Origin of the sequence: Flavobacterium sp. GCM10023249, assembly GCF_042653365.1 — a bacterium.
Lineage (GTDB): Bacteria > Bacteroidota > Bacteroidia > Flavobacteriales > Flavobacteriaceae > Flavobacterium.
The window spans coordinates 425,452-448,613 of record NZ_JBHSHZ010000009.1 but is presented as its reverse complement, the minus strand read 5'-3'; the positions used below and the strand labels follow the sequence as shown (position 1 = coordinate 448,613).

Here is a 23,162-nt window from a genome sequence, read left to right as displayed (position 1 = left end):
AAAACAATGGGGTTTAAAATAATAAAAGAGAGAACCTAAGTTCTCTCTTTTCTATTTATAGTTGTTTTAAAAGAAGTTTAGTCACGTCTTCCATTTCCTCTACCATTTCCTCTTCCGTGACCTTGGTGGTTGTCATTTCCTCTATCGTGTTTTTTGTAATGTCCATTTCCTCTTCCGTTACCACGGTAGTATCTGTCATTGTCGTAATTTCTGTCTCTGTGTGCTACAGCTACATAGTTACTTCTTCTGTTATCGTATCTTGGTCCGTAGTATTCACGACGATAGTTACGGTAATTATCTCTCCAATAATGTTTGCGGTGGTAATCAAAATGAGTCCAAGGCGTTCCACCTCTGTAGTCAATAACTACACGGTGACCTCTATTGATATCATATCCGTTACAGTATTCTGGTAAATAACGAGAACGACACCATCCGCTAGGACCATAGTAAACATAAACCGCATCATAGGTATCGTAATAACATTCGATTTCTGGTAAGTAAACGTATTGAACTCTGTCATCGTAATGATCGCACCACGTTGGACGAGAACCGATGTTTAAACTCACTGATACTTGTGCATTCGATTCCAGGGCAAATAAGACTAAAAATGCTCCGAATATAAATTGTAACTTTTTCATATTATTTAGTTTTAAGTTATGGATAATAGCTAAACGTGAACGTTTGATAATTAGTATCCAATTACTGTGCCAAAAAACAATATGAATTGCATTTGAATTAGAATTTTAACAGATATTGGTATACCTTTTCGGTGGGTAAACCAACCACATTTGTATACGAACCTTCTATTTTTGAAATGCCAACAAGTCCTATCCAGTCTTGGATTCCGTAGCTTCCGGCTTTGTCAAGTGGTTTGTAATTTTGGATGTAATATTGAATCGCTTCCAGGCTTAAATCAGCAAAGGTAACTTTTGTAATATCGTAGATGATTTCGCTCTTGTTTTTAGTTTTAAAACAGACTGAAGTAACTACTTCATGTGTTTTTCCTGATAATTGTTGAAGCATTTTTATAGCGTCATCTTCATCTGTAGGTTTTCCCAAAGCTTCATTCTCTAACCAAACTAAGGTATCACTGGTAATGAGTAATTCGTTTTCGGCTAAATCTGTAAAAGCATCCGCCTTGAGTTGTGCTAAATAATTGGTGATATTGAAAGATTGCAGGTGAGGTGGAAAGATTTCTTCAATTTCTTTTAGGCGAATTTCAAAATCCAAATCCAAATCTTTGAAAAACTGTTGGCGTCTTGGTGAACCAGAAGCCAAGATGATTTTATACTCTTTAAATTTATTATGAAGCATAGTATTTCATGTTTAATCCGATTACTCCAATGGCAATGATTCCGAAGAAAATAACAAACTTTAATACGGTACTCAAATGATTGAACTCCTTTTTACTTCGTGCTGACGCTATTTTAATCATAAAGTAAAATAAGGGGCCAATGATGAAGCCTAATATGTATACGGTTGCAAATTCTAATTTGAATAAGTTAGTATAAGTATAATATAAAATCAAACCCACCGGAATTAAGGTAAATACCAGTAGTAATTTGGCTGTCCTAGAAACTCCTAAAACAATGGGTAACGTTTGAATGCCATTATTGTAATCGCCTTTGATGTCTTCCATGTCTTTTACAATTTCTCGCATGAAGTTGATGATAAAAGCAATGATTGAAAAATCAAGTAAAATGGAAAAGATAATTTGCATTACACTTCTGTTTTCAAAAGTAATGGCAGGATAAATGTCGAAAAGCCCGATAATGATTATGCTGAAAGCAAGTAAAAAAGAAACTACTATGTTTTTAACCAAAAGAATTTGTTTGAAGTTGGTAGCATAGATGTAAAGTAAGGCTGCGCATAGAATAAAAACGGTGACGAAATTAGGTTTTTGAATGGCATTGGAAAGATAAAAGCCAATGCCAACTCCTATAATGGTAAAGCCAACATACAGGTTATATGCTGTACTTTCGGAAATTGTTTTTCCGACTATATTTCCCGAAGATTTGTTTTCTGCATCGGCATTCTGATCGTTGATGTCGTTAATGATATAACCACCAGCAGCTATGCATACTGTTGCTATAATCAATAAATAGTATTGCCAGTCTTGAAGAAAAAGCCACGCATTTTGGAATTTAAGAAAGCCATGCAGTACCACAAGTTGCATCAAGGCAATAAGTAATAAATTTTGATAGCGTATTAGTTGTAAGTATTTCATTAGTCAAATTTACCGTTAAAATAAATATTCCATTTTTCCTGAACTTTCATTACTTGTTCGATAACATCACGTACAGCTCCTTTACCTCCGTTTTTGTGTGAAATATAATTGGATATTTCTTTGATTTCTGGAGAAGCATCTTGAGGACATGTAGGTAATCCTACTAATTTCATTACATGGTAATCAGGAATATCGTCTCCCATGTAAAGAACTTGCTCGGGTTTGATGTTATAAACATCTATGTATTCCTTAAAGGTTTCTACTTTGTCGGGTGATCCTAAATGTATGTCTGTAATTCCTAAATTACGTAAACGAATGCGAACTCCTTCGTTGCTACCGCCGGAAATAATGCAAACATGATAACCGCTTTCGATTGCAGCTTTCATGGCAAATCCGTCTCTGATATTCATTTCGCGTAACATTTCTCCGGTTTGCGAAACGTGAACTGTTCCGTCTGTTAATACACCATCAACATCAAAGATGAATGTTGTGATGTTGTTCATGATTTCTTTATAGCTTTTTGCCATTATCAATTATTGATTTTGTGAGTAGTTTGTAAATCTCTTTTTGTGTTTCATTTTGAAGAAAATGCAAATGTGCATTGATGGTTGTGGTATCATTGCGCTTTGCTGGTCCGGTTTGGGCTTCTTCAGGCGAAAGTGTTTTTATTTTATTGGCTGTTTCTTGAATTAGCGGATATAATATTTCAAAGGGAATATTATTTTCTTTACAGATTTCGGAACCTAATTGATATAGGTGGTTGACAAAATTACAGGAAAATACTGCCGCAACATGTAAGGCTTTTCGTTGTTCGGAGTTTATGTTGAAAATTTTATCAGAAATGGAATGTGCTATCTTTTCCAATAAGTGATAATCTTCCTGATTTTGGGTTTCCAAACAAATAGGTATTTCTTTAAAATTGACCGATTTGTTTTTTGAGAAGGTTTGCAATGGATAAAAAACGCCTTTTCGATTTTTTGAATCCAAATTAGTAATCGAAATCGTACCTGAGGTATGAACCACTAATTTGTTTTTGTAAGGAATTTGTGCGGAAATGTTTTCAATCGCATCATCAGTTACAGAAATAATATAAACATCTGCTTCTAGAAGTGAATTAATGTTGTTTGTAACTCTTTCATAATCAATTAAATGAGATATATTTTTTGGATTACGTGCGAAAACCTGCTTTACTCGGGCTGTTGTGTTTTTTTCAAAAGCCGAAATAAGATGTTGTGCTACATTTCCGGAGCCTAAAATTATTACCTGAATCATTCGGCTAAAATAAGAAAATTTAAAAATTTAACTACAATTCATATTCTATTAACAATATGTTGTTAATAATCAAATGTTTGAAATTGTGTTTTATTCAACAAAAAAATTATATTTGCGACAACCAATTCCTTAAATGTTATACCATGAAAAATGTATTTATGTTAGCGTTACTATTAATCAGTAGTTTAAGTTTCGCACAAATTAAAGTATTGCCAACAACTCCTTTGGAAAGATTAGGGAGAGTAGGGACAAATGATGTTTATGTTCAGAAAGAAGGAAGTCAGTATACTTTCTTTTATAAAGACATGGAAAACACTGATGACACTTCAATCAAAAACTTCTCATTTAAAAATGTAGAAGGAGATTATGACAATTTGTACAAAATCATCATGGATGGTTTCAATGCGTCTCCGATGTACGATATTAAATTGGAATTGCCAAACGATTATGTGTGGTTGCATTACACTAAAGCTACGAACAAAGCAGTTGTACAGTTTATGACAACTAACAAGGTAACTTCTTCAACAGGAATTTCACAAATGTTGAGTGTAGAAGACGTTAAAAAATTATTCGAGAGAAGTTAATTTTCTATATTTGATTCAAGACAAAAGCGAAACTATATGTTTCGCTTTTTTTATTCTTAAAATCTCCTTAAAAAACAAAGTCTTTTCAGTTTTAAAAGAAACTAATTAAGTATTTTTGTGACACTTAAATTAGCATTCCAAAACAATGGACAAAAAAATATTTTCTTTTCTTTTCTCAACTCGATTAATGGCTGTTTTATTTATTGTTTTTGCAGCAGCCATGGCAGCAGGAACCTTTATTGAAGACGCATATAATACAGACACCGCAAGGATTATTATTTATAATTCTTGGTGGTTTGAAGCTATCATGTTTTTCTTTATGTTGAACTTTTTAGGAAACATCAAACGTTACCAATTGTTCAAAAAAGAGAAATGGGCAACTTTGATTTTACATTTGTCATTCATTTTAATTTTAGTCGGAGCTTTTGTTACGCGTTACATTAGTTATGAAGGGATGATGCCAATCCGTGAAGGAGCAACAGAAAATCAAGTTTTTTCAGACAAAACATATTTAACCTTGTATGTTGATGGTCAGCATCAAGGTGAAATGAAACGAAAAACAATTGAAAAGCAATTGTTGTTATCAGGTGCAGTCGATAATCATTTTGTGGATAAATATCAATTCAGTGAAATCCCTTTTCAAGTGGAATTGGTAGATTTTATTATGGGAGCGAAAGAAACGATTAAACCTGATGATAAAGGAATCTTATTTCTAAAAATGGTAGAAGCTGGTGGTGGTGAGCGTCATGAGCATTATTTGAAAGAAGGGGAAGTGCAAAGTATTCATAATATCCTTTTTGCGTTGAATAAGTATACACAAGGTGCTGTGAATATTACGATAGACGAAAAGGGTGCTTCTATAGAAACTCCGTTTGATGGTAACTTCATGCGTATGGCGGATCAAATGAAAGGGAATGTAGTCAAAAATACAAAAGCTGATTTAATGTATCGTTCATTGTATAATGTAGGAGGAAGTCAGTTTGTTTTTCCAGAAGCTGCAATTAAAGGGGTGAAAGAATACAAATCAAACGGCAATTATAAAGATCAGGAAACTGATGATGCTTTGGTGTTTAAAATATCCAACCAAGGAAAAGAAAAAATTATTACACTTTTGGGCTCAAAGGGAAAGGTAAGTGAACCACAGGCTTTTACATTGGGTGATTTAGAATATACAGTGTTTTTTGGAAGTAAAGTATATGATTTACCTTTTAAAATAAAATTGAATAAATTCATCGCGTCAAAATATCCTGGTACTGAAAAAAGTTATTCTGCTTTCGAAAGTCAAGTAACTATTTTGGATGAAAAACCATTTGATGCGCGTATTTACATGAATCATATTTTGGATCATAAAGGCTATCGTTTCTTTCAAGCGGGTTTTGATCCTGATGAAAAGGGGACTAAATTGTCTGTAAACCATGATTTTTGGGGAACTACAATTACTTACATTGGGTATTTTCTCTTATACTTTGGAATGATGGCTATTTTATTTGCTAAGCATACACGATTTGATGATTTAAAACAGAAGTTGGAGAAAGTAAAAGCTAAAAAAGCTAATTTGTTGTCAATCATAATAATGATGTGTTCTTTGAGCGGATTTTCACAAAATCATGCGCACAAGATTCCAACGGAACAGCAAATTGATTCTATTTTAAAGCGTTACACGGTACCAGCTAAAGAAGCTGAGAGGTTCGGAAGATTAATCATTCAGGATGAAGGAGGACGTATGAAGCCTTTAAATACGTTTTCGTCTGAATTACTACGTAAAGTAAGTAAAAAAGACACCTACAAGGATATGAATTCCGACCAAGTGTTTTTGTCTATTACTCAATTTCCACAAGTTTGGTATGAAATACCCATTATTTTTGTGCAAAAGGACAACGATAGTATTCATAAGTTATTAGGTATTGAAAAGAAAACTAAATATGCTAAACTAATCGATTTTTTTGACAAAAAAGGAAATTACAAACTGTCGCGTCAAATAGATAAAGCTTACAAAGCAGCTGTTCCTAATCAGTTTGAAAAAGATTTTATTGAAGCCGATAAGAAAGTAAATTTACTATACTCGGCAATCTCAGGACAAATTTTGAAAATTTTTCCAATTCCTAATGATAAAAACAACAAATGGGTTAGCTTTTTAGAAATCAATCAGCCGACAGGAACATCGTTAGATACTATTAAAAATGTGTTGCCTTTTTATCTGAATTCATTGGATAAAGCTTCTGTTTCTAAAGATTACAAGTTGGCTAACAGCTTGGTTACTGGTATCGAAAAATATCAGAAAAAATACGGGGCAAAAGTGCGTCCTTCAGACAAACAAATCGATTTAGAGATTAAGTATAATAAATATGATATTTTCAAAAAGCTTTATAAGTGGTACTTATTGGCAGGACTTTTAATGTTTGTATTTGTTATAATTAATATTTTCAATAAAAAGAAATGGGTAGCTATTTCAGTGAAATTCTTCCACGTAATTTTAGGATTATTATTTGTTTTACATACTCTTGGTTTAATAGCTCGTTGGTACATTTCTGGTCATGCACCGTGGAGTAATGCCTATGAATCGATGATTTATGTGGGATGGTCAATTATGTTCTTCGGATTGGCCTTTGGAAGGAAATCAGCTTTGACGGTTGCTTCGACTGCATTTGTTGCCACTATGATATTATGGGTGGCTAATCTAAGTTGGATGGATCCTCAAATTGGTAACTTACAGCCAGTGTTGAATTCCTATTGGTTAATGATTCACGTTGCAGTGATTGTAGGTAGTTATGGTCCTTTTGCATTAGGAGCAATACTTGGTTTGGTTGCACTTGGATTGATGTTATTTACCAACGAAAAAAATAAAAAAGTAATGGATTTGAACATCAAGGAAATTACATACATCAACGAAATGGCTTTGACTGTCGGTTTGGTAATGTTGACTATTGGAAACTTCTTGGGTGGACAATGGGCTAATGAAAGCTGGGGACGATACTGGGGCTGGGATCCTAAAGAAACTTGGGCGCTAATTAGTATCATGGTATATGCTTTTGTAATTCACATGCGTTTTGTTCCCGCCTTGAGAGGTAAGTTTATTTATAACTTTTTGAGTGTATTGGCTTTTGCATCGGTTTTGATGACTTACTTTGGTGTAAATTTCCACTTGAGCGGATTACATTCATACGCTTCCGGTGAAAAACAGAATGTGATTATTTATTTATACGTTCTGATTGGATTTTTAGCTTATTCAGGATTAGTCTATTTCAGATACAGAAAATTTAAAAAATAAAACATGAAAAATAGTTTTGTAATTTTATGTTTGCTTTTGGTCTTAGGCTGTCAAGGTCAAGAAAAGAAAAGTAAAAACGCAACAAGTAATAAAACAACTAAAAAGGAAATTATGACTGCAACTACAATTTACCAATTTAAGGTCAAAGATATTGCTGGAAACGATTTTGATTTGGCTTCGTTGAAAGGAAAAAAAGTTATGATTGTGAACACGGCTTCAGAATGCGGTTTGACGCCTCAATACGAGCAATTACAGGAATTGTATACCGAATTCAAAGACAATAATTTTATTATCATTGGATTTCCTGCGAATAACTTTGGAGCACAAGAGCCGGGTAGTAATGAGCAGATTGCAACATTCTGTACAAAGAATTACGGAGTAACTTTCCCAATGATGGAGAAAATTTCTGTTACCGGTGAGGACACACATCCGTTATATCAGTTTCTAACTCAAAAAGCGAAAAACGGTTTGGAAGACAACGAAGTGAAATGGAACTTCCAAAAGTATTTGATCAATGAAGACGGTACTTTGGCTAAAGTAATAGGGCCGCAAACGCTACCTATTGATGAGGTTATTATCAATTGGATTAAGTCCTAAATAAATACAATAGAAAAATAAATGCGCTATGGAAATAGCGCATTTATTTTTTGCCAGAGTATTTCGTCAAAATCGGAAAGTGCCATATTGCTTCCGTCTGCGGCGTCACCCATACGTATGATGACCATTTTTTTACTGGGTACAACATATATTTTTTGATCATTTTTGCCTAAAGCCATGAACATGTCGTTTGGTGCAGAAGGGATAATACTGCCTTGAAATTCAAATTGAGAATTAGGTAAATGATAGGATGTTTTTCCATTCAACCACCATAAATAGCCATAAGCCAAATTGATGGTTTGTGATGTAGAAGTAGCTTCGTTAAAGTAACTATCATTCAGTATTACTTCGTTGTTCCATTTTCCTTTATTTAATGCTAGTAATCCAAATCGAGCCATGCTTCTGGTGTCGCTGGAGTAAATTCGTAAGCCATCAGCATTATTAAACCAGAATCCAGTAGTACTCATTCCGATTTTATCTCGTAGTTTACTATTGAAATAAGCATTCCATGTTTGTCCGGTTGCTTGTGAAACTACATCTTGTAATTTAACATACACGTTGTCGTAGGCCCACCGGCTTCCTGCGTTTGCCTTGTATATCAGATTGCTCGGATCCACTAAGTCGGCATTGTATTCGTCATCCAATCCGGATGTCATAGATAATAAATGTCTACAGGTAATTAAATTCTCTTGAGCTAATGATGCACTGGTCCAGCCGGTACCAAGATACGTTGAAACTTTGTTGTTGATAGAAAGAGAACCATCCTGTTGTGCAATTCCAGTAAGTGTTGCAGTAAGTGTTTTTCCAGCACTTGCCCAATACCAAACGGATGATGCATTATGGCCATTGAAATACTCTTCCATAACAATTTTGCCATTAACTAAAATGATAAATGATTTGGTATGTTTGGTGTTAAGATAGTCTTTTAATGGTTGAACGGCACTCTGATTCCATCCTAACGAAGAAATGGTTTTGGTTTCCCATGTTGATCCGGTTAGAGGCGGAAAATACATTGCTTCTTCAGTGGGTGAGTTTTCTGTTTCTTCATTTCCACATCCAAATAAGCTTAATGCAGCGATGATTACATAGTAAAAAGGTTTCATTTCGATTGGTTTAGTTATTTCAAATTTAGACTATATTTTTTCAGAAAGGTTTAATCGAATGTCTTAATTTTACAACATGAGAAAAATTATAATAATACTGTCGGTTCTGTCTGTTTTTTCGTGTAAAGAAAAAGTGGCTATCGAGAATGTAGGAAAAATAATTGGGTATTGGCAAATTACTAAAGTGGAAAGTGCTGATGGTAATGAAAAGGAGTATCCGGTTAATGAAAATTATGAATATTTCGACATCAAAAATAATATTGGATTTCATAAAAAAGTACGCTGGCAACCCATGGGAACTTTTTTGGTTGATGATCTACAGGAGAAAATGACGGCTACCGAAAGGGATGGACACCTGGTATTGAATTTTTCGTCTGAATTTGGAAAACGTACTGAAAAAGTAATTCAGTTAACGGATAGTTTGTTGGTGCTGGAATCTCAAGAAGGCGCCGAATTTTATTATAAAAAAGTAAATGTAAACCGATTACCAGAGTATGGCAAAAAGGCTGAGTAACGAAAGTTCCATTGGGGATATTTTAAAAGAAATCATTGAAGCCAATAAATTAGACAAAGGCTTGAATCAGATTTCTGTGGCTGATGCATGGAAAAACCTTATGGGTAATGGAGTGAATAATTATACTCGTAATGTATTGCTGAAGGGAGCTGTTTTATATGTTGAACTAACTTCTTCGGTTTTGCGTGAGGAATTAAGTTACGGCAAAGACAAGATTATCAAGATGATTAATGAAGAATTGGGTAGGGAAGTGGTAAAAGATGTGGTCTTAAGGTAACTTTGATTTTATAATTATTCTTTAGTTGTGAAACTTATAATTTGTTTATAGTACTTCATAGTATCAATTGAATGATATTTGTTGTTTTTGCTTAGTCTTCAATTGTTTTGCCTGCAATTATAAAGTCGAATATTCCACAAACGAAGTACACTAATGGAAAAAGGAAAGACATAGGACTAACTTTACCATCAAAATAATCAAAATCATCTGCGAAGTCATAAAATAAGGGTAAAGAGATAGCTATTGAAATTAGACCTAATATATAATTAAGGAAATGATGTTTCTTGGCATAGTAGGAAAATATATTGATTGTTGATATACTTTCGAATATTGTATGTAGAACCATTGCAAAAATGATGTATTTGCCATAGAGGAAACGTTCGGAATCAGGATTTATTTTGTCATTGAAAAGTTGGACGCCATTTTGGAAATAACTGTAGATGTTAATTACTGATAAAAGTAGAGCGCTAAATTTTAGTATAGAAATGAGTGTATAACACTTTCTGAATAAATTCATTGTATTAAAAGGTTTCGGTTTTTTTATGTTGATTTTTGAAATTAAAAGTATTGAAAAATAGTTAGAAGTCAAAATTTTTTAAAAAAAATGCCCCGAATTCCGGGGCATTTTTGCACTAACCAAAAAAATTAGAATTGCGCTGTTTCTGTAGAGTCTTTCATTGCAACTGTTGATGCTAATCCTGCAGTAACCGCATTCTGAACTTCGTCGAAGTAGGTTGTACCTACAAAATTTTGATGTTTTACCGCTCTGAATCCTTCAGCTTGTAAAGCGAATTCTTTTTGTTGTAATTCCGAATAACCCGCCATTCCTTTTTTCTTGTACGCTAAAGCCAATTCGAACATTGAAGTGTTCAACGCATGGAATCCTGCTAAAGTAATGAATTGGAATTTGTATCCCAATGCGGCTAAATCTTCTCTGAATGTTTCCATTTCTTCTACGGATAATTTTGCAGCCCAATTGAAGGATGGAGAACAGTTGTATGCCAATAGTTTTCCTGGAAATTGTGCGTGAATGGCTTCGGCAAATTTTCTAGCTTCAGTAATATCCGGTGTTGATGTTTCTAACCAGATTAAATCGGCATAGGGAGCATAGGATAACCCGCGGCTAATTCCTTGTTCCAAGCCGGCATTTACATAGAAGAAACCTTCCGGAGTTCTTTCCCCTGTAATGAATTCTCTGTCTCTATAGTCAACATCGCTAGTAAGTAAGTTGGCTGCATCTGCATCAGTACGTGCCACAATCAATGTTGGAACATTCATAACGTCGGCAGCCAAACGAGCGGCAATCAGTTTGTTGATAGCTTCTTGAGTGGGTACCAATACTTTTCCACCTAAATGTCCACATTTTTTTGCAGAAGATAATTGGTCTTCAAAATGCACACCTGCTGCACCCGCCTCAATCATCCCTTTCATTAATTCGAAAGCATTTAGGTTTCCACCGAAACCAGCTTCTGCATCAGCTACAATTGGAACTAAATACTCTTTTTTATTTTCTACCTTATTTACCGATTGAATTTGATCGGCACGTAATAAAGCATTGTTGATTCTTTTTACTACCTGCGGTACGCTGTTAGCTGGATATAATGATTGATCTGGGTACATTTCGCCTGCTAAATTAGCGTCTGCTGCAACTTGCCAACCACTTAGATAAATAGCTTCCAATCCGGCTTCTACTTCTTGAATGGCTTGATTTCCTGTCATTGCACCTAATCCGGCTACCCAGTCCTGAGAATGTAATTTTTTCCATAGTACTTCAGCGCCATGACGCGCAATGGAATGTTCAATTTGATAAGAACCTTGTAATTCCACTACTTTTTCGGCAGTGTAAGGTCTTTCAATACCTTTCCATCTTGGGTTTGTTGTCCAATCCGTTACTAATTGTTGAATTCTTTCTTCAGTTTTCATAATTTTGTTGTGCTTTAAATAGTTATTGTTAATTATTTGAATGTAAGCTGTCAGATGTTGCCGCATCTGACGGCTTTTTTTATAAGTATTTGTAGGCTATAATGGTTAAGAAATCATCTAACTCTTTTCTTAACGACATTTCAGTGAATAAATCAGCAGCCAATTCATATCTTCCTTTTGTAAATCGTTCTACGCCAACTTCTTCTTTTATTTTTAGTAATTCTAATTCAGTCAATTGTTCTAAGGCATAAGGAGTGAATGTTTTTCCATCCTCTAGTTGGATGCCTTTTTGTAGCCAAAGCCAGATTTGTGTTCTTGATATTTCTGCGGTTGCGGCATCTTCCATTAAATGATACAATGCCGCAGCTCCAACACCACTTAACCAAGATTCAATATATAGAATGGCAATATTGATGTTTTTTTGAATACCCTTCAAAGTGATTGTTCCTTCAGGAATTTCTAATAATTGCTTTTCGGAAATACTCAATTCATTTCGTTTAATGTGCATTTGGTTTTTAGTGTGCATGTTGTCGTTGAAAACTTTCATAGCTACAGGCACTAATGCTGGATGTGCAACCCAGGTTCCGTCATGTCCATTTTTTACTTCACGTTCTTTGTCGGTAATAACTTTGTTGAATGCTATTTGATTGGCTTCTTCGTTATTCTTTATCGGAATTTGTGCTGCCATTCCTCCGATTGCCAAAATATTGCGTTTGTGACAAATTTGGATAACACGTAAAGAGTATGCACTCATGAACGGACTTGTCATTGTAATCTGGTCTCTGTCGGGAACTATGAAGTCTTTATGATTTTTTAGTTTTTTGATGTACGAGAATATGTAATCCCAACGACCACAGTTCAATCCAGCAATATGTTCTTTTAGTTCATAAATGATTTCATCGAGTTGGAAACTGGCGGTGATGGTTTCTATTAAAACAGTTGCTTTTATCGTACCTTGTTTGATACCTAAATAATCTTGACTAAAAACGAAAACATCATTCCACCAACGTGCTTCTTCATAATGTTCTAGCTTGGGTAAGTAAAAATAAGGGCCAACACCTTTCTCAATTAGGTTTTGTGCATTATGAAAGAAAAACAAACCGAAATCTACCAAAGATCCGGAAGCCAATTCTTCTTCAAAAGCGATGTTTTTTTCTTCCAAATGCAATCCGCGTGGACGAACCAGTAATACTGCTGTTTTTTCGTTCAAACTGTATTTTTTACCATTTTGCTCAAAGTCAATCGTTCTGTTGATGGCATCGCTTAAGTTTTGTTGTCCTTCCATTAAGTTGCTCCATGTTGGTGAGCAGCTATCTTCGAAATCGGCCATGAACGTTTTAGCACCCGAATTTAAAGCGTTGATGACCATTTTTCGATCAACCGGCCCTGTGATCTCCACTCTTCTGTCTAATAATGCTTCTGGAATTTTTGCAGCTGTCCATGCTGTGTTTCTGATGTTTTTGGTTTCCAATGGGAAAATTGGTGTTTCTCCCGAATTGAAAATCTCTTGCTGGATTTCTCTTTTCTCCAAAAGTGCAATTCTGTCCTTATTGAATTTTTTATGCAATGCTTCCAAGAATGCAATTGCTTCATCGGTTAGGATATTGGCATAAGTTTCTTGGTTGTTTACTTGTGCAATTTTAGTTAATGCTATTTCCATGTTTAGTGGTTTAGTTGTTTTCTGCGAACAAACTTATAAAATTAATTTTTACAAAACAAGCGAACGTTCGCAAAATATTTTAAAATTGCAAAATTCATTAAAAGTCATATCTTTGTTTGAAAGTAATAATTCCAGTATTTATAATGATTGAAGAAGAATATATTCGTTTGATTTTCGGATTGAAGATGAAGCAGATGCGGACAGAAAAAAATCTGTCTTTATTTGGTTTGGCCAAAATGACCGGTTTGTCGAAATCCTATCTAAATGAAATCGAGAAAGGAAAGAAATACCCCAAAAGGGATAAAATTCTGTTATTGGCCGAAGCATTAGAATCGAATTATGATCATTTGGTTTCCTTAAAACTGGATAAAAACCTTGCTCCAATCGGTGAAATTCTACAATCCAATATACTAAAGGAAATTCCGCTGGAACTTTTCGGAATTAAAGAAAGTGATCTGATTGATATTATCGCCGAAGCTCCTGTAAAAGTCAATGCTTTCATTAGTACACTTTTTGAAATTGCAAAACATTACAATTTAACGCGTGAAAGTTTCTTTTTGGCAGCGTTGCGATCGTACCAGGAAGCCAATAATAACTATTTTGATGAGATTGAAAGTCAGGTGGAAAAATTCGCGAAAGCCTATTCCATAGATTTGAATCAAAAGCTCTCCGTTACTGAATTGGAAGAAATTCTTACTGAAGAATACGGTTATACCATCAACAATGAAGAATTATCGCAACACAAAGAATTAATTAATTTGCGTTCGGTTTTTGTGCCTACTTCCAAAACGTTGTTGGTCTCTTCTGAAACCGATGAATCACAGCGTTTATTCATTTATGCTAAAGAAATCGCTTATAATTATTTGAATATTACCGATCGTTTGTATACGTTTTCTTGGATTAAATTTGAACGTTTTGATCAAGTATTGAATAATTTCTTGGCTTCTTATTTTGCTGGAGCGTTATTAATTCCGAGAAAACCATTGGTGAAAAAATTGAAAGCTTTTTTTGAAAAGAAATCCTTCGATGCCATTGAATTTCAAAATTTAATTGCTGAATATACCGATTCGCCTGAAACGTTTTATCAGCGTTTAACAAATATATTGCCAAAGGATTTCAATCTTAAAAACCTGTTTTTCCTTCGCTTCAGTTATAAACCGGAACGAAATGATATCAAACTGACCAAAGAATTGCATATTACCAATCTATTGGAGCCACATGCTAATGAAAGTTATGAGCATTACTGTAGAAGATGGATTTCATTACAAACCATAAAAGAAATTCCGAATCTTGAAGTAGATCATTTGTTTGATAGTCAGATTTCCTCCTACACCCATAGTGGTGTGGAATATTTTACCATGTCATCGGCTACAAAAGATCCGTTTAGAACGGGTTATTACAGAAGTATTGGTTTTGGTATCATGATTACACCGAATTCTTCTTCCAAAATCGCTTTTCTAAATGATGAAAAAGTGAAAAAAAGGGAAGTAGGAGTTACTTGTGAATCGTGTAGAATTGCCGATTGCGCCGAAAGAGTTGCGCCACCAAAAACCGTGGAGAAAAAAGTTCGATTCGCCCAAACCGATGAAGTGGTTCAAGGGATTTTTGAAAAATATAAGTAATAAAAAAAGCCGCTCAATTGAACGGCTTTTTTTATGATATATGTTGGATTAGAACATTTCTCTTCCTGCAAAGTGGAAAGCACCTTCGATAGCTGCATTCTCATCAGAGTCAGAACCGTGAACTGCATTCTCACCAATTGAAGTAGCGTATTTTTTACGGATTGTTCCTTCAGCAGCATCAGCTGGGTTAGTAGCACCGATTAAAGTACGGAAATCTTCAACAGCGTTATCTTTCTCTAAGATAGCAGCTACGATTGGACCTCTTGTCATGAATTCTACTAATTCACCAAAGAAAGGTCTTTCTGAGTGAACAGCATAAAATTTTTGAGCATCTGCCACAGTTAATTGTGTTAATTTTAAAGAAACGATTCTGAAACCACCTTCAGTAATCATGTTTAAAATTCCACCGATGTTCCCTTTTTCAACCGCATCCGGTTTGATCATAGTAAAAGTTCTATTACTTGCCATTTTTTCCTTTTTTAATTTGGGTGCAAAAGTATAACTTTTTAATCAATCTGAAAGAAAAGTTGTAAGGATATTTTAGTTGATGCTTCTAGCCAATCTAAATCCATAAAACTCGTTTGTTTTATTTGGATCAGTACTAATTCTGTTTGCTGTTCTCAAGTAATTTTCCTGACTGTCCCATGAACCACCTCGTACCGATTTTTTCTCACCACGAATAGGGCCTTTTGGATTGTTGCTGTCTTCAATTTTGTAATAATCTTTATTGTACCAATCCCAACACCATTCCCAAACGTTGCCACTCATGTCATAAATACCTAATTCATTAGGTAGTTTTGTGCCAACTGCATGTGGCTTTTTTTCACTATTTTTAATCCACCATGCAATATCATTGGAGTTATTTGATCCAGCAAAAGCATTTCCTTTTGATTTGTTTCCTCCTTTGGCAGCAAATTCCCACTCAGCTTCTGTTGGTAAACGATAGCCGTCAACTGTGAAATCGCATTTTACATTAGGACCTACCATAGTGTATGCTGGTTTTAACCCTTCAATTTTACTTAACCAGTTGCAATATTCAATAGCTTCATACCAAGTAATGTTAGTAACCGGATTGTTGTCATTCCAACCCCAAGTTGGAACTACAGGCATTTTTTTCTTTGTTTTCTTGCAATAGTCCTTCCATTCCCAAACAGTAACTTCCAATTTGTTGATTTGGAATGCGTTTAGTTTTACTTCATGTTGTTTTTGTTCGTCATTTTCAGCAATACGATTATCATCTTTGGAACCCATCATAAAACTTCCTCCGTTAACTTTTACCATTTCTAGTACAGGATTCCTCAATCTGTAAAAGGATAGTAAAGTCATTGATGCAGCGCCGATGAATAGTAGTTTTCTTGACATTTTTTTGTTTGTTAGTTTGTTTGTTAGTTTGTTTTTGTTGTGAATTGTTATTTCAAATCGGGCGCAAAAGTAGACTTAAAATTAAATTATGATAATTTTTGATTGCCATAATCGATTAAATGTGAAGAATAGTCGTTAAATTGATGATTTTATTAAATAATCATCAAATTGTCGAAGTGTTGGATATATTCAAAGTAAATCTAGGTCAAAATAGTTTTTTTGACTCTAAAAAGTAAAGTGTACTGCAATTATGAAAGTCTTGTACGCTGGTTCTACTATTGTTTCTCAATTACATAATTTTCCAAAACTAATACATCAAGTGCGGTTTCTTCAAAAAGCGCAATCGCCTGTTCTGGCGTTTCTACCATTGGCATGCCGCGTCTGTTCAAACTGGTGTTTAAGAGTACTGCTATTCCGGATTCTTTTTCAAAATTTTCGATAAGTTTATAGAAACGCTCATTCCACTGTTTATTCACAGTTTGAACTCTCGCAGAACCGTCTGCATGGGTGGTGTTTTGAAGTAATTCGATATGGTTTTTACGAGTTGTATCTACCAAAATCATATAAGGACTGTTTCTGCCTTTTTCAAAATAAACGGCTACTTTTTCTTCAGGAACAGCGGGTGCAAAAGGGCGAAAGTCTTCTCTAAATTTAATGTTGCTATTAATATGTTGTTTCATTCCTTTTATGCCGGGATGCGCCAAAATACTGCGTCTGCCCAAAGCTCTTGGGCCAAATTCAGATTCTCCATGAAACCATGCGATTGTTTTCCCAGTAGCAATGTTCGTTGCACAATGTTGTAATAAGTTATCTTCATCTTGAAAATAATTCACCTTGTATTTTGTATGGTCTACATTTTGTAGTGCCTGTTTGATTTCATCGTCACTGTATTTTTTTCCAAAACAGGTGGAACCTTGATGTGTGATTTTGGGCATTTTCAAATGCTGAAGCCAACCATAAAATGCACATCCTAATGCCAACCCGTTATCAGCGGCAGCGGGCTCCCAATAGATGTTTTGGGCTAAGTTCGTATCTTGCAATTTGGCATTGGCCACAGCATTCAAAGCAACTCCTCCGGAATAACAAAGGTTGGGATGGGAAAATAGTGTGTAGCGTTGGGTAATGCATTTCAAAACTGCTTTTTCTACTTGTTCTTGTGCCCATTTTGCAACATCGGCATAATAGGAAAAATGGGCTTTGAAATAATCATATCCTTCAGAGGGATTGTTCAGCACTGCTTTCCAATCGTCAGAAACATAAACATTCTGATTTTCAAAATAAAAGGCTTCCATTTCAAATGCTCCGGATTTTCCATAAGGTGCCAATCCCATTAATTTACCAACATCGTCCATATTACCAAATACATAATGACTTACCGCTGCATAAAAACCCCCTATGGAATGTCGAGTGGTGGGTAGTTTTAATTGATTTTCTGTTGCTTCAGCCATCGGACTGAAATCTTTATATAGGGTTTTTAATTCGGTTCCATTGTAATAGTAAAAACTATCTTTTTCACAAAGCATTACATTAGCCGTCAAATAATGTGCTGGAACAGTGTCTTTTTCTTCAGGGTTTAATTGTAAAAACTGTTCGAGTGGACTCCCGCATCCATCAATAACCATAACCGCACATTCGGTAAAAGGAGATGTGCCAATAGCACTATAAGCATGAGCAAGATGGTGCGATATTGTGATGATTTCCGGAGTGGATTTTTCTGCAAAAAGACGTTTTCCCTTAAAACGCTCGCGTGATGGAATAGTGAAGTTTTCACTTTGTACAACTAAACTAATGTCGTCAATTGTAATGTTTTCAGCATCCAAACAGTACTGAATCGCATCGGTATCGTTACCACCATCGTGTTTAACTCTCGTAATGCGTTCTTTTTCAATTGCTACGCAAACTTTTCCGTCTTTCAGTAATACCGCAGAACCATCATGAGATAATCCGGTTCCCAGTATATAAATTGGTGTATTCATTTTTCGATTTTGTGCAATCGAAAGTTATAAATAATCTTTGGATTTGGAGATTGAATTTTTACGTTAGGGTTTTACACAATCAATAGGGTGAAATCTTGATCCAACGGATGGAGTGCACTAAATAATTTAGAAAGCAACTGATCGCCATTTTCAAGATAAAATTCTGAAAAATTCTGTTTGCGCTCCTGAAGTCCTCCATTGGGGAAAAGTTCATTTTGAATCATCGAAATGCGTTCCAATTGATTGCTTAAAATTCTCTTCTCGGCTTTTAATAATCGCTTCTCTAAATTCTCCAAACCTTTGATTTGCTTCGCTTCCTGGGCTTTTACGGCTCCAGTAAAAGAAGGGTCAGTACGCTTGGCAATGTCGTTTAACGTAATGAATTGTTGCTTTAAAAATTCTTTTTGCTCCGAGAAATCAATCGTCAGACTGGAAAGTTCTTTGGTTTTTTTATGGATCAAATCGTGCTGTTTCGTAAATAAATCGGCCCAACTTAAATCCAGTTTGTCAATCTTCTGCACTTGTTTTGCTGAAGCAATCACTACTGAATTTCGAACTAGTAAAACAGGAAATGTAACGCCATTACTCTCAAAATTGGATTTCAATTGTAGCCAATAAGCGATTTCTCCGCCACCACCAATATAACATAAATTCGGTAAGATAACTTCTTGATACAACGGTCGTAAAATTACATTCGGACTGAATTTCTCCGGATGGTTTTCCAACTCCGTCAGAATTTCGCTTTCGGAAAATTCAATTTTTGTGTTATTGATTATGTATTTTCCTTTTTCAAGTACTATACGTTCACGGAGTTTATCTTCTATATAAAATAAATTGATTTCTCTCGGATTTACCTGAATGTCATAGTGTGCTAATGCTTTATTCGTTTCGGTAACGTTTTGAAAGGAAGCTTGCTCTAATAGCTCTCTTTTAACATAGGGAGCAAACAGTTGTTTCAAATTCACATCGTCACCATCCACAATCACCAAACCTTCCTCCTTGAATAATTCGTTGGCCAAAAACCGAGTGGCATCGGCTAATGTGGTATGTTCTAAATAGGCTTTTTTAAATAGTTCTTTTAAATGCTTGGCATGATCACCAATACTCAATTCTTTTTCAAATTGTGCAAATACTTCCTCCAATCCTTGGGTGGATAATCGACCTACGGGGCCTTGACTGGATTTGTTCCATTTTACCTTGGTTGTTTTGAATGTAAAGTGATTGATCTCTTCAAAATCATGATCCTCCGTCGCCATCCAATACACGGGAACAAAATGATAATTGGGATATTGTGCTTTTAACTGCTTGGATAAATTGATCGTCGAAACAATTTTATAAAGGAAATACAACGGACCAGTGAATAAATTCAATTGATGACCGGTAGTAATTGTAAAGGTATTGGGCTGTTTTAACAATTCGATGTTGTGCAAAGAAGTGTCGGATAAGGTGAAGTTGGTATATTGTTGTAACAAACTTTCAACTAATACTTTTCGGTTTTCAATTGGAAAATTAGTGCCTTTTTCTTCAATTTGTGAAAGAAAATTCTCATTAGTGGGAAAACGATGGTATAACGACTGTAATTCGGGTTTCTGATTTAAATAATCGATGATGAGTTTTGAAAAATATCCTGAATTTTGGTAGCTGATACAGTCGGTTGGCATTTTTTTTATTTTTTGTAAATGTACTAAATTGAGGTATTCGACGATTTTATTTTAACGTCTTATTATCATTTCAAAAAAAATAATTTGTAAGAAATTTGGAAATTAGAAAAAGTTTTCTAAAAATTTGTGCCGTAATAATTAACTCTTAAAAACGAAGAAAAATGTTTGTATTCAACGTAACATCTCAAAGCAACTCATCAGTACCTGGTGTAGCTTTTCTTCGTGGCTTATTTCAATCGTAGCGATTTAAATCTAAATATATGAAAAAGCCCGAAGACATTTAGTTTCGGGCTTTTTTGTATATTCTAGACACTTCACAATTACTTCCCGAACACCGATTGTTATTTATTCGTAACGAATAAAATGTTTTGCCTATGCATTGTCATTAGGCAACAATAGAAATTTTTAGTAACAAAATCATGGGAAATAAATTATCAGGGAGAGATCTAATTCAATTGGGTTTCCCTAAAAATAACGCAATAAACATTGCCTTAGGGCAAATTAACAGATATAGAAAAAAAGAAAAGAAAGCCAGCATTTTAACCGAAGCAAAAGAAGTACTCTTGACACCTGAAAAATTCAAAGGACACGGTACTTGGGGCAAAGTGGCTGAAGGTTTAATCAATCCGGTGCAGGTTAGAATGCATCAGTTGAATACCACACGAGCTCCGTTCTCAATCTTTGGTGAAAATGAAATTGACGAACAGGCGAAATTCCAATTGTACGATGCATTGAAATTACCTATCGCCGTTTCGGGTGCTTTGATGCCCGACGCACATTCGGGGTACGGTTTGCCAATTGGCGGAGTTTTAGCCACAGATAATGCCGTTATTCCCTATGGAGTAGGTGTCGATATCGGATGCCGTATGAGTTTGTCTGTATTTGATTTACCTGCTTCTTTTCTGAAAGGTAAAGACGATCAGCTGAAAGCGATTTTGAGCGAGCATACGAAATTCGGAATGACAGAAACGCACAAAATCAAAGCGGATCATGAAGTGTTCAGCAGAAGTGAATTCAAAGATATTCCGCTTTTGAAAAACCTATTGGGTAAAGCGTACAAGCAGTTGGGAACTTCGGGAGGCGGTAATCATTTCGTTGAATTTGGTATCGCAAAACTGGAGACGGTTTTGCCGGAATGGAAATTACTCCCGGGCGAATACCTGGCAGTTTTGTCTCACAGTGGCTCCCGCGGAATGGGCGCTAACATCGCGAAGCATTACACGTATCTGGCCACTAAGCAATGTCCGCTACCGAAACAGGTGCAGCATTTGGCTTGGCTTGATTTGAATACACACGACGGTCAGGAATATTGGATGGCTATGAATTTAGCCGGTGAATATGCTAAAGCCTGTCACGATGATATTCACAGACGTATCGCCAAAGCGCTGGGAAAACGTATCGTAACTACCATCGAAAATCACCACAATTTCGCGTGGAAGGAAATGGTCAACGGTAAAGAGTGTATCGTGCACCGAAAGGGAGCAACACCAGCTAGCGAAGGCCAATTGGGAATCATTCCGGGTTCTATGACGGCTCCGGGGTTTATCGTAATGGGTAAGGGAAATCCGGAAAGTCTGAACTCGGCTTCTCACGGCGCCGGACGTTTGTTCTCTCGCGCCAAATGCAAAGCAACGTTCACCCAAAGTGATATTAAAAAGGAATTGAAAAAACACGAAGTACAATTAATCGGCGGAAATATAGACGAAGCACCAATGGCCTATAAGAATATCAACACGGTAATGGAATTGCAAAAAGAATTAGTCAACGTAATGGGAACTTTCACACCCAAAATTGTGAGAATGGATAAATAAAAATGGACACTATCATACAAATAACCGCAGGACGTGGTCCTGCAGAATGCACTTGGGTTGTCGCCCAAGTGCTTAAAAAAGTGCTGGAGGAAGCTCAAGATTGTGGCTTAAGTGCTACCGTAATTGATCGAGAACCGGGTAACGAAAACGGTACCGTCGAATCGGCATTGGTGGCATTGGAAGGTAAGAATGCTGCCGAATTCGCTGCTTCGTGGAAAGGTACCATCCAATGGATCGGTCAAAGCCAATTCCGTAAAATGCACAAACGTAAAAACTGGTTCATCGGAATCTTTGAAGTGGAAAAACCGAAACAAGCGGCTTTTCACGAAAAAGAGATTCAATACCAAGCCATGCGTAGTAGCGGGGCAGGAGGCCAAAATGTGAACAAAGTGAGTTCGGCTATTCGGGCAACTCACGTACCAACGGGTACTTCGGTGGTCGCTATGGACTCGCGCTCGCAACACCAGAATAAAAAACTGGCAAAAGAACGTTTGTTCGAAAAATTGGAAGTGGTCAATGTGGAACTTCTTAAAAATGAGTTTCAAAAGCAATGGAGGAACCAAATGCAAATCGAAAGGGGAAATCCGGTGCGTACCTTCCAAGGGACCGACTTCAAAAAAACAAAGGAAGAAAAGAAGAACAAAACCGACCGACAGCGGTTGAAAAAAGAATTGAAAGATGAAATCTATAGATAAATACTTGTTTCAGGCATTGGACAATTATCCGTATTCGTTGGAGGAAACCATCGAATCATTGGATTATGCCTTGTCTTATGATGATAAAAATACCATGGCGTTGTGCTTGTACGGTCGTGTATACACCGAACAATTGTTGCAATTCGAAGAGGCGAAAAGCTATTTCCAAAAAGCGTTGGCAATCAATGTCAATGCGCTAGAAGTATACGCTTATTACATCGAAACTTTATTGTTGAACGAAGATTATGACGAAGCGGAAAAATTAATCGAATTCGCCTTGACCGTCAAAGGAAGCAATAAAGCCGAATTGCAATTGAAAAAAATCCAATTGTTCGAAAGAAAACAGGAGTATAAAAAAGCAAAAACCTTGTTGAAAACCATGAAATTGGCAATTGTCAACAATGATTTTAATTATTGTATCGAGGAAACGGAAAAACGGTTGACCGAAAAACTGAAGTCAATTGCATCCAAAAAGAAAAAGAAAAAGTCCAAAAAGAAAAAGAGCAGTAAATAACTGCTCTTTTTTGTATATTATTCAATTGATGGCTGAGGAACTCGAAGCCACAATCTCAATTCTCCAGTCTAATATAATTATTTATCAAAACGAATA

The 23,162-nt window shown here is 35.6% G+C and carries 22 protein-coding genes; 9 read left to right on the top strand and 13 right to left on the bottom strand.

The genetic code is table 11. The features are described from left to right. Positions 1 to 77: 77 nt before the first annotated feature. The 5 genes from ACFO7M_RS08670 to ACFO7M_RS08650 all read right to left on the bottom strand — a co-directional run bounded on the left by ACFO7M_RS08670 (position 78) and on the right by ACFO7M_RS08650 (position 3,499). Positions 78 to 638, bottom strand: coding sequence for a hypothetical protein (locus ACFO7M_RS08670; RefSeq protein ID WP_379735155.1), 561 nt, complete (start codon positions 636 to 638; stop codon positions 78 to 80). 97 nt (positions 639 to 735) lie between these two features. Next, positions 736 to 1,314 carry a Maf-like protein gene (locus ACFO7M_RS08665; RefSeq protein ID WP_379714177.1) on the bottom strand — a complete coding sequence of 193 codons (579 nt, stop codon included), beginning with the start codon at positions 1,312 to 1,314 and terminating at the stop codon, positions 736 to 738. After that, entirely contained in the window at positions 1,304 to 2,227 is a 924-nt protein-coding gene (locus ACFO7M_RS08660; protein WP_379735153.1) for a geranylgeranylglycerol-phosphate geranylgeranyltransferase, read from the bottom strand. The genes ACFO7M_RS08665 and ACFO7M_RS08660 overlap by 11 nt, the downstream gene beginning before the upstream one ends. After that, positions 2,227 to 2,754, bottom strand: a complete 528-nt coding sequence (locus ACFO7M_RS08655; protein WP_379735152.1) for a KdsC family phosphatase — start codon at positions 2,752 to 2,754, stop codon at positions 2,227 to 2,229. The genes ACFO7M_RS08660 and ACFO7M_RS08655 overlap by 1 nt, the downstream gene beginning before the upstream one ends. Beyond that, a complete protein-coding gene (locus tag ACFO7M_RS08650; protein WP_379735150.1) occupies positions 2,738 to 3,499 on the bottom strand; it encodes a Rossmann-like and DUF2520 domain-containing protein in 762 nt (253 codons plus the stop codon). Before ACFO7M_RS08650 ends, ACFO7M_RS08655 begins: the two co-directional genes overlap by 17 nt. Positions 3,500 to 3,642: 143 nt before the next feature. Here ACFO7M_RS08650 and ACFO7M_RS08645 point away from each other — a divergent pair, with 143 nt between their 5' ends. The 3 genes from ACFO7M_RS08645 (at position 3,643) to ACFO7M_RS08635 (ending at position 7,948) form a co-directional block, all read left to right on the top strand. Then, complete coding sequence (locus ACFO7M_RS08645; protein ID WP_379714168.1) at positions 3,643 to 4,083, top strand: hypothetical protein; 441 nt, start codon at positions 3,643 to 3,645, stop codon at positions 4,081 to 4,083. Positions 4,084 to 4,228: 145 nt separating this feature from the next. After that, positions 4,229 to 7,351 (top strand): cytochrome c biogenesis protein CcsA, encoded by a 3,123-nt coding sequence (gene ccsA / locus ACFO7M_RS08640; protein ID WP_379735148.1) that lies wholly within the window; start codon positions 4,229 to 4,231, stop codon positions 7,349 to 7,351. 3 nt (positions 7,352 to 7,354) lie between these two features. Then, positions 7,355 to 7,948 carry a glutathione peroxidase gene (locus tag ACFO7M_RS08635; protein ID WP_379735146.1) on the top strand — a complete coding sequence of 198 codons (594 nt, stop codon included), beginning with the start codon at positions 7,355 to 7,357 and terminating at the stop codon, positions 7,946 to 7,948. Between the two features lie 26 nt (positions 7,949 to 7,974). Here the strand turns inward: ACFO7M_RS08635 and ACFO7M_RS08630 are convergent, their stop codons facing one another. Continuing rightward, positions 7,975 to 9,051, bottom strand: a complete 1,077-nt coding sequence (locus tag ACFO7M_RS08630; protein ID WP_379735144.1) for a serine hydrolase domain-containing protein — start codon at positions 9,049 to 9,051, stop codon at positions 7,975 to 7,977. 76 nt (positions 9,052 to 9,127) lie between these two features. Here ACFO7M_RS08630 and ACFO7M_RS08625 point away from each other — a divergent pair, with 76 nt between their 5' ends. Together ACFO7M_RS08625 and ACFO7M_RS08620 are read left to right on the top strand one after the other, a co-directional pair. Further along, positions 9,128 to 9,565 (top strand): lipocalin family protein, encoded by a 438-nt coding sequence (locus ACFO7M_RS08625; protein WP_379735143.1) that lies wholly within the window; start codon positions 9,128 to 9,130, stop codon positions 9,563 to 9,565. After that, positions 9,546 to 9,842: a DUF721 domain-containing protein gene (locus ACFO7M_RS08620; RefSeq protein ID WP_379735141.1), complete on the top strand. Its 297-nt coding sequence runs from the start codon at positions 9,546 to 9,548 to the stop codon at positions 9,840 to 9,842. The genes ACFO7M_RS08625 and ACFO7M_RS08620 overlap by 20 nt, the downstream gene beginning before the upstream one ends. A 91-nt stretch (positions 9,843 to 9,933) precedes the next feature. On the opposite strand, the gene ACFO7M_RS08615 is transcribed toward ACFO7M_RS08620, so the two are convergent. The 3 genes from ACFO7M_RS08615 to aceB form a co-directional block, all read right to left on the bottom strand. After that, positions 9,934 to 10,359, bottom strand: coding sequence for a hypothetical protein (locus ACFO7M_RS08615; RefSeq protein ID WP_379735139.1), 426 nt, complete (start codon positions 10,357 to 10,359; stop codon positions 9,934 to 9,936). A 128-nt stretch (positions 10,360 to 10,487) separates the two neighbouring features. Continuing rightward, complete coding sequence (gene aceA / locus ACFO7M_RS08610; protein WP_379735137.1) at positions 10,488 to 11,765, bottom strand: isocitrate lyase; 1,278 nt, start codon at positions 11,763 to 11,765, stop codon at positions 10,488 to 10,490. 79 nt (positions 11,766 to 11,844) lie between these two features. Next, complete coding sequence (gene aceB / locus ACFO7M_RS08605) at positions 11,845 to 13,425, bottom strand: malate synthase A (protein WP_379735135.1); 1,581 nt, start codon at positions 13,423 to 13,425, stop codon at positions 11,845 to 11,847. Positions 13,426 to 13,568: 143 nt separating this feature from the next. Here aceB and ACFO7M_RS08600 point away from each other — a divergent pair, with 143 nt between their 5' ends. After that, positions 13,569 to 15,047: a helix-turn-helix domain-containing protein gene (locus ACFO7M_RS08600; RefSeq protein ID WP_379715006.1), complete on the top strand. Its 1,479-nt coding sequence runs from the start codon at positions 13,569 to 13,571 to the stop codon at positions 15,045 to 15,047. Between the two features lie 48 nt (positions 15,048 to 15,095). Here ACFO7M_RS08600 and ACFO7M_RS08595 read toward each other — a convergent pair whose 3' ends face one another. The 4 genes from ACFO7M_RS08595 to bshC all read right to left on the bottom strand — a co-directional run bounded on the left by ACFO7M_RS08595 (position 15,096) and on the right by bshC (position 20,046). Beyond that, complete coding sequence (locus ACFO7M_RS08595) at positions 15,096 to 15,515, bottom strand: nucleoside-diphosphate kinase (protein WP_379714146.1); 420 nt, start codon at positions 15,513 to 15,515, stop codon at positions 15,096 to 15,098. Between the two features lie 72 nt (positions 15,516 to 15,587). Continuing rightward, complete coding sequence (locus ACFO7M_RS08590; protein WP_379714143.1) at positions 15,588 to 16,409, bottom strand: formylglycine-generating enzyme family protein; 822 nt, start codon at positions 16,407 to 16,409, stop codon at positions 15,588 to 15,590. A gap of 275 nt (positions 16,410 to 16,684) precedes the next feature. Then, a complete protein-coding gene (locus ACFO7M_RS08585) occupies positions 16,685 to 18,385 on the bottom strand; it encodes a carbamoyltransferase (protein WP_379714140.1) in 1,701 nt (566 codons plus the stop codon). Positions 18,386 to 18,456: 71 nt separating this feature from the next. Next, positions 18,457 to 20,046, bottom strand: a complete 1,590-nt coding sequence (gene bshC, locus ACFO7M_RS08580) for a bacillithiol biosynthesis cysteine-adding enzyme BshC (RefSeq protein WP_379714137.1) — start codon at positions 20,044 to 20,046, stop codon at positions 18,457 to 18,459. Positions 20,047 to 20,465: 419 nt separating this feature from the next. On the opposite strand from bshC, the gene ACFO7M_RS08575 reads away from it, so the two are divergent. The 3 genes from ACFO7M_RS08575 to ACFO7M_RS08565 are packed head-to-tail and all read left to right on the top strand — an operon-like array spanning position 20,466 to position 23,066. Beyond that, a complete protein-coding gene (locus ACFO7M_RS08575; protein ID WP_379735133.1) occupies positions 20,466 to 21,857 on the top strand; it encodes an RtcB family protein in 1,392 nt (463 codons plus the stop codon). Between the two features lie 2 nt (positions 21,858 to 21,859). Beyond that, positions 21,860 to 22,552, top strand: a complete 693-nt coding sequence (gene prfH, locus ACFO7M_RS08570) for a peptide chain release factor H (RefSeq protein ID WP_379735131.1) — start codon at positions 21,860 to 21,862, stop codon at positions 22,550 to 22,552. Then, on the top strand, positions 22,536 to 23,066 hold the full coding sequence (locus ACFO7M_RS08565; RefSeq protein WP_379735129.1) for a tetratricopeptide repeat protein: 531 nt from the start codon (positions 22,536 to 22,538) through the stop codon (positions 23,064 to 23,066). The genes prfH and ACFO7M_RS08565 overlap by 17 nt, the downstream gene beginning before the upstream one ends. Positions 23,067 to 23,162 lie beyond the last annotated feature (96 nt).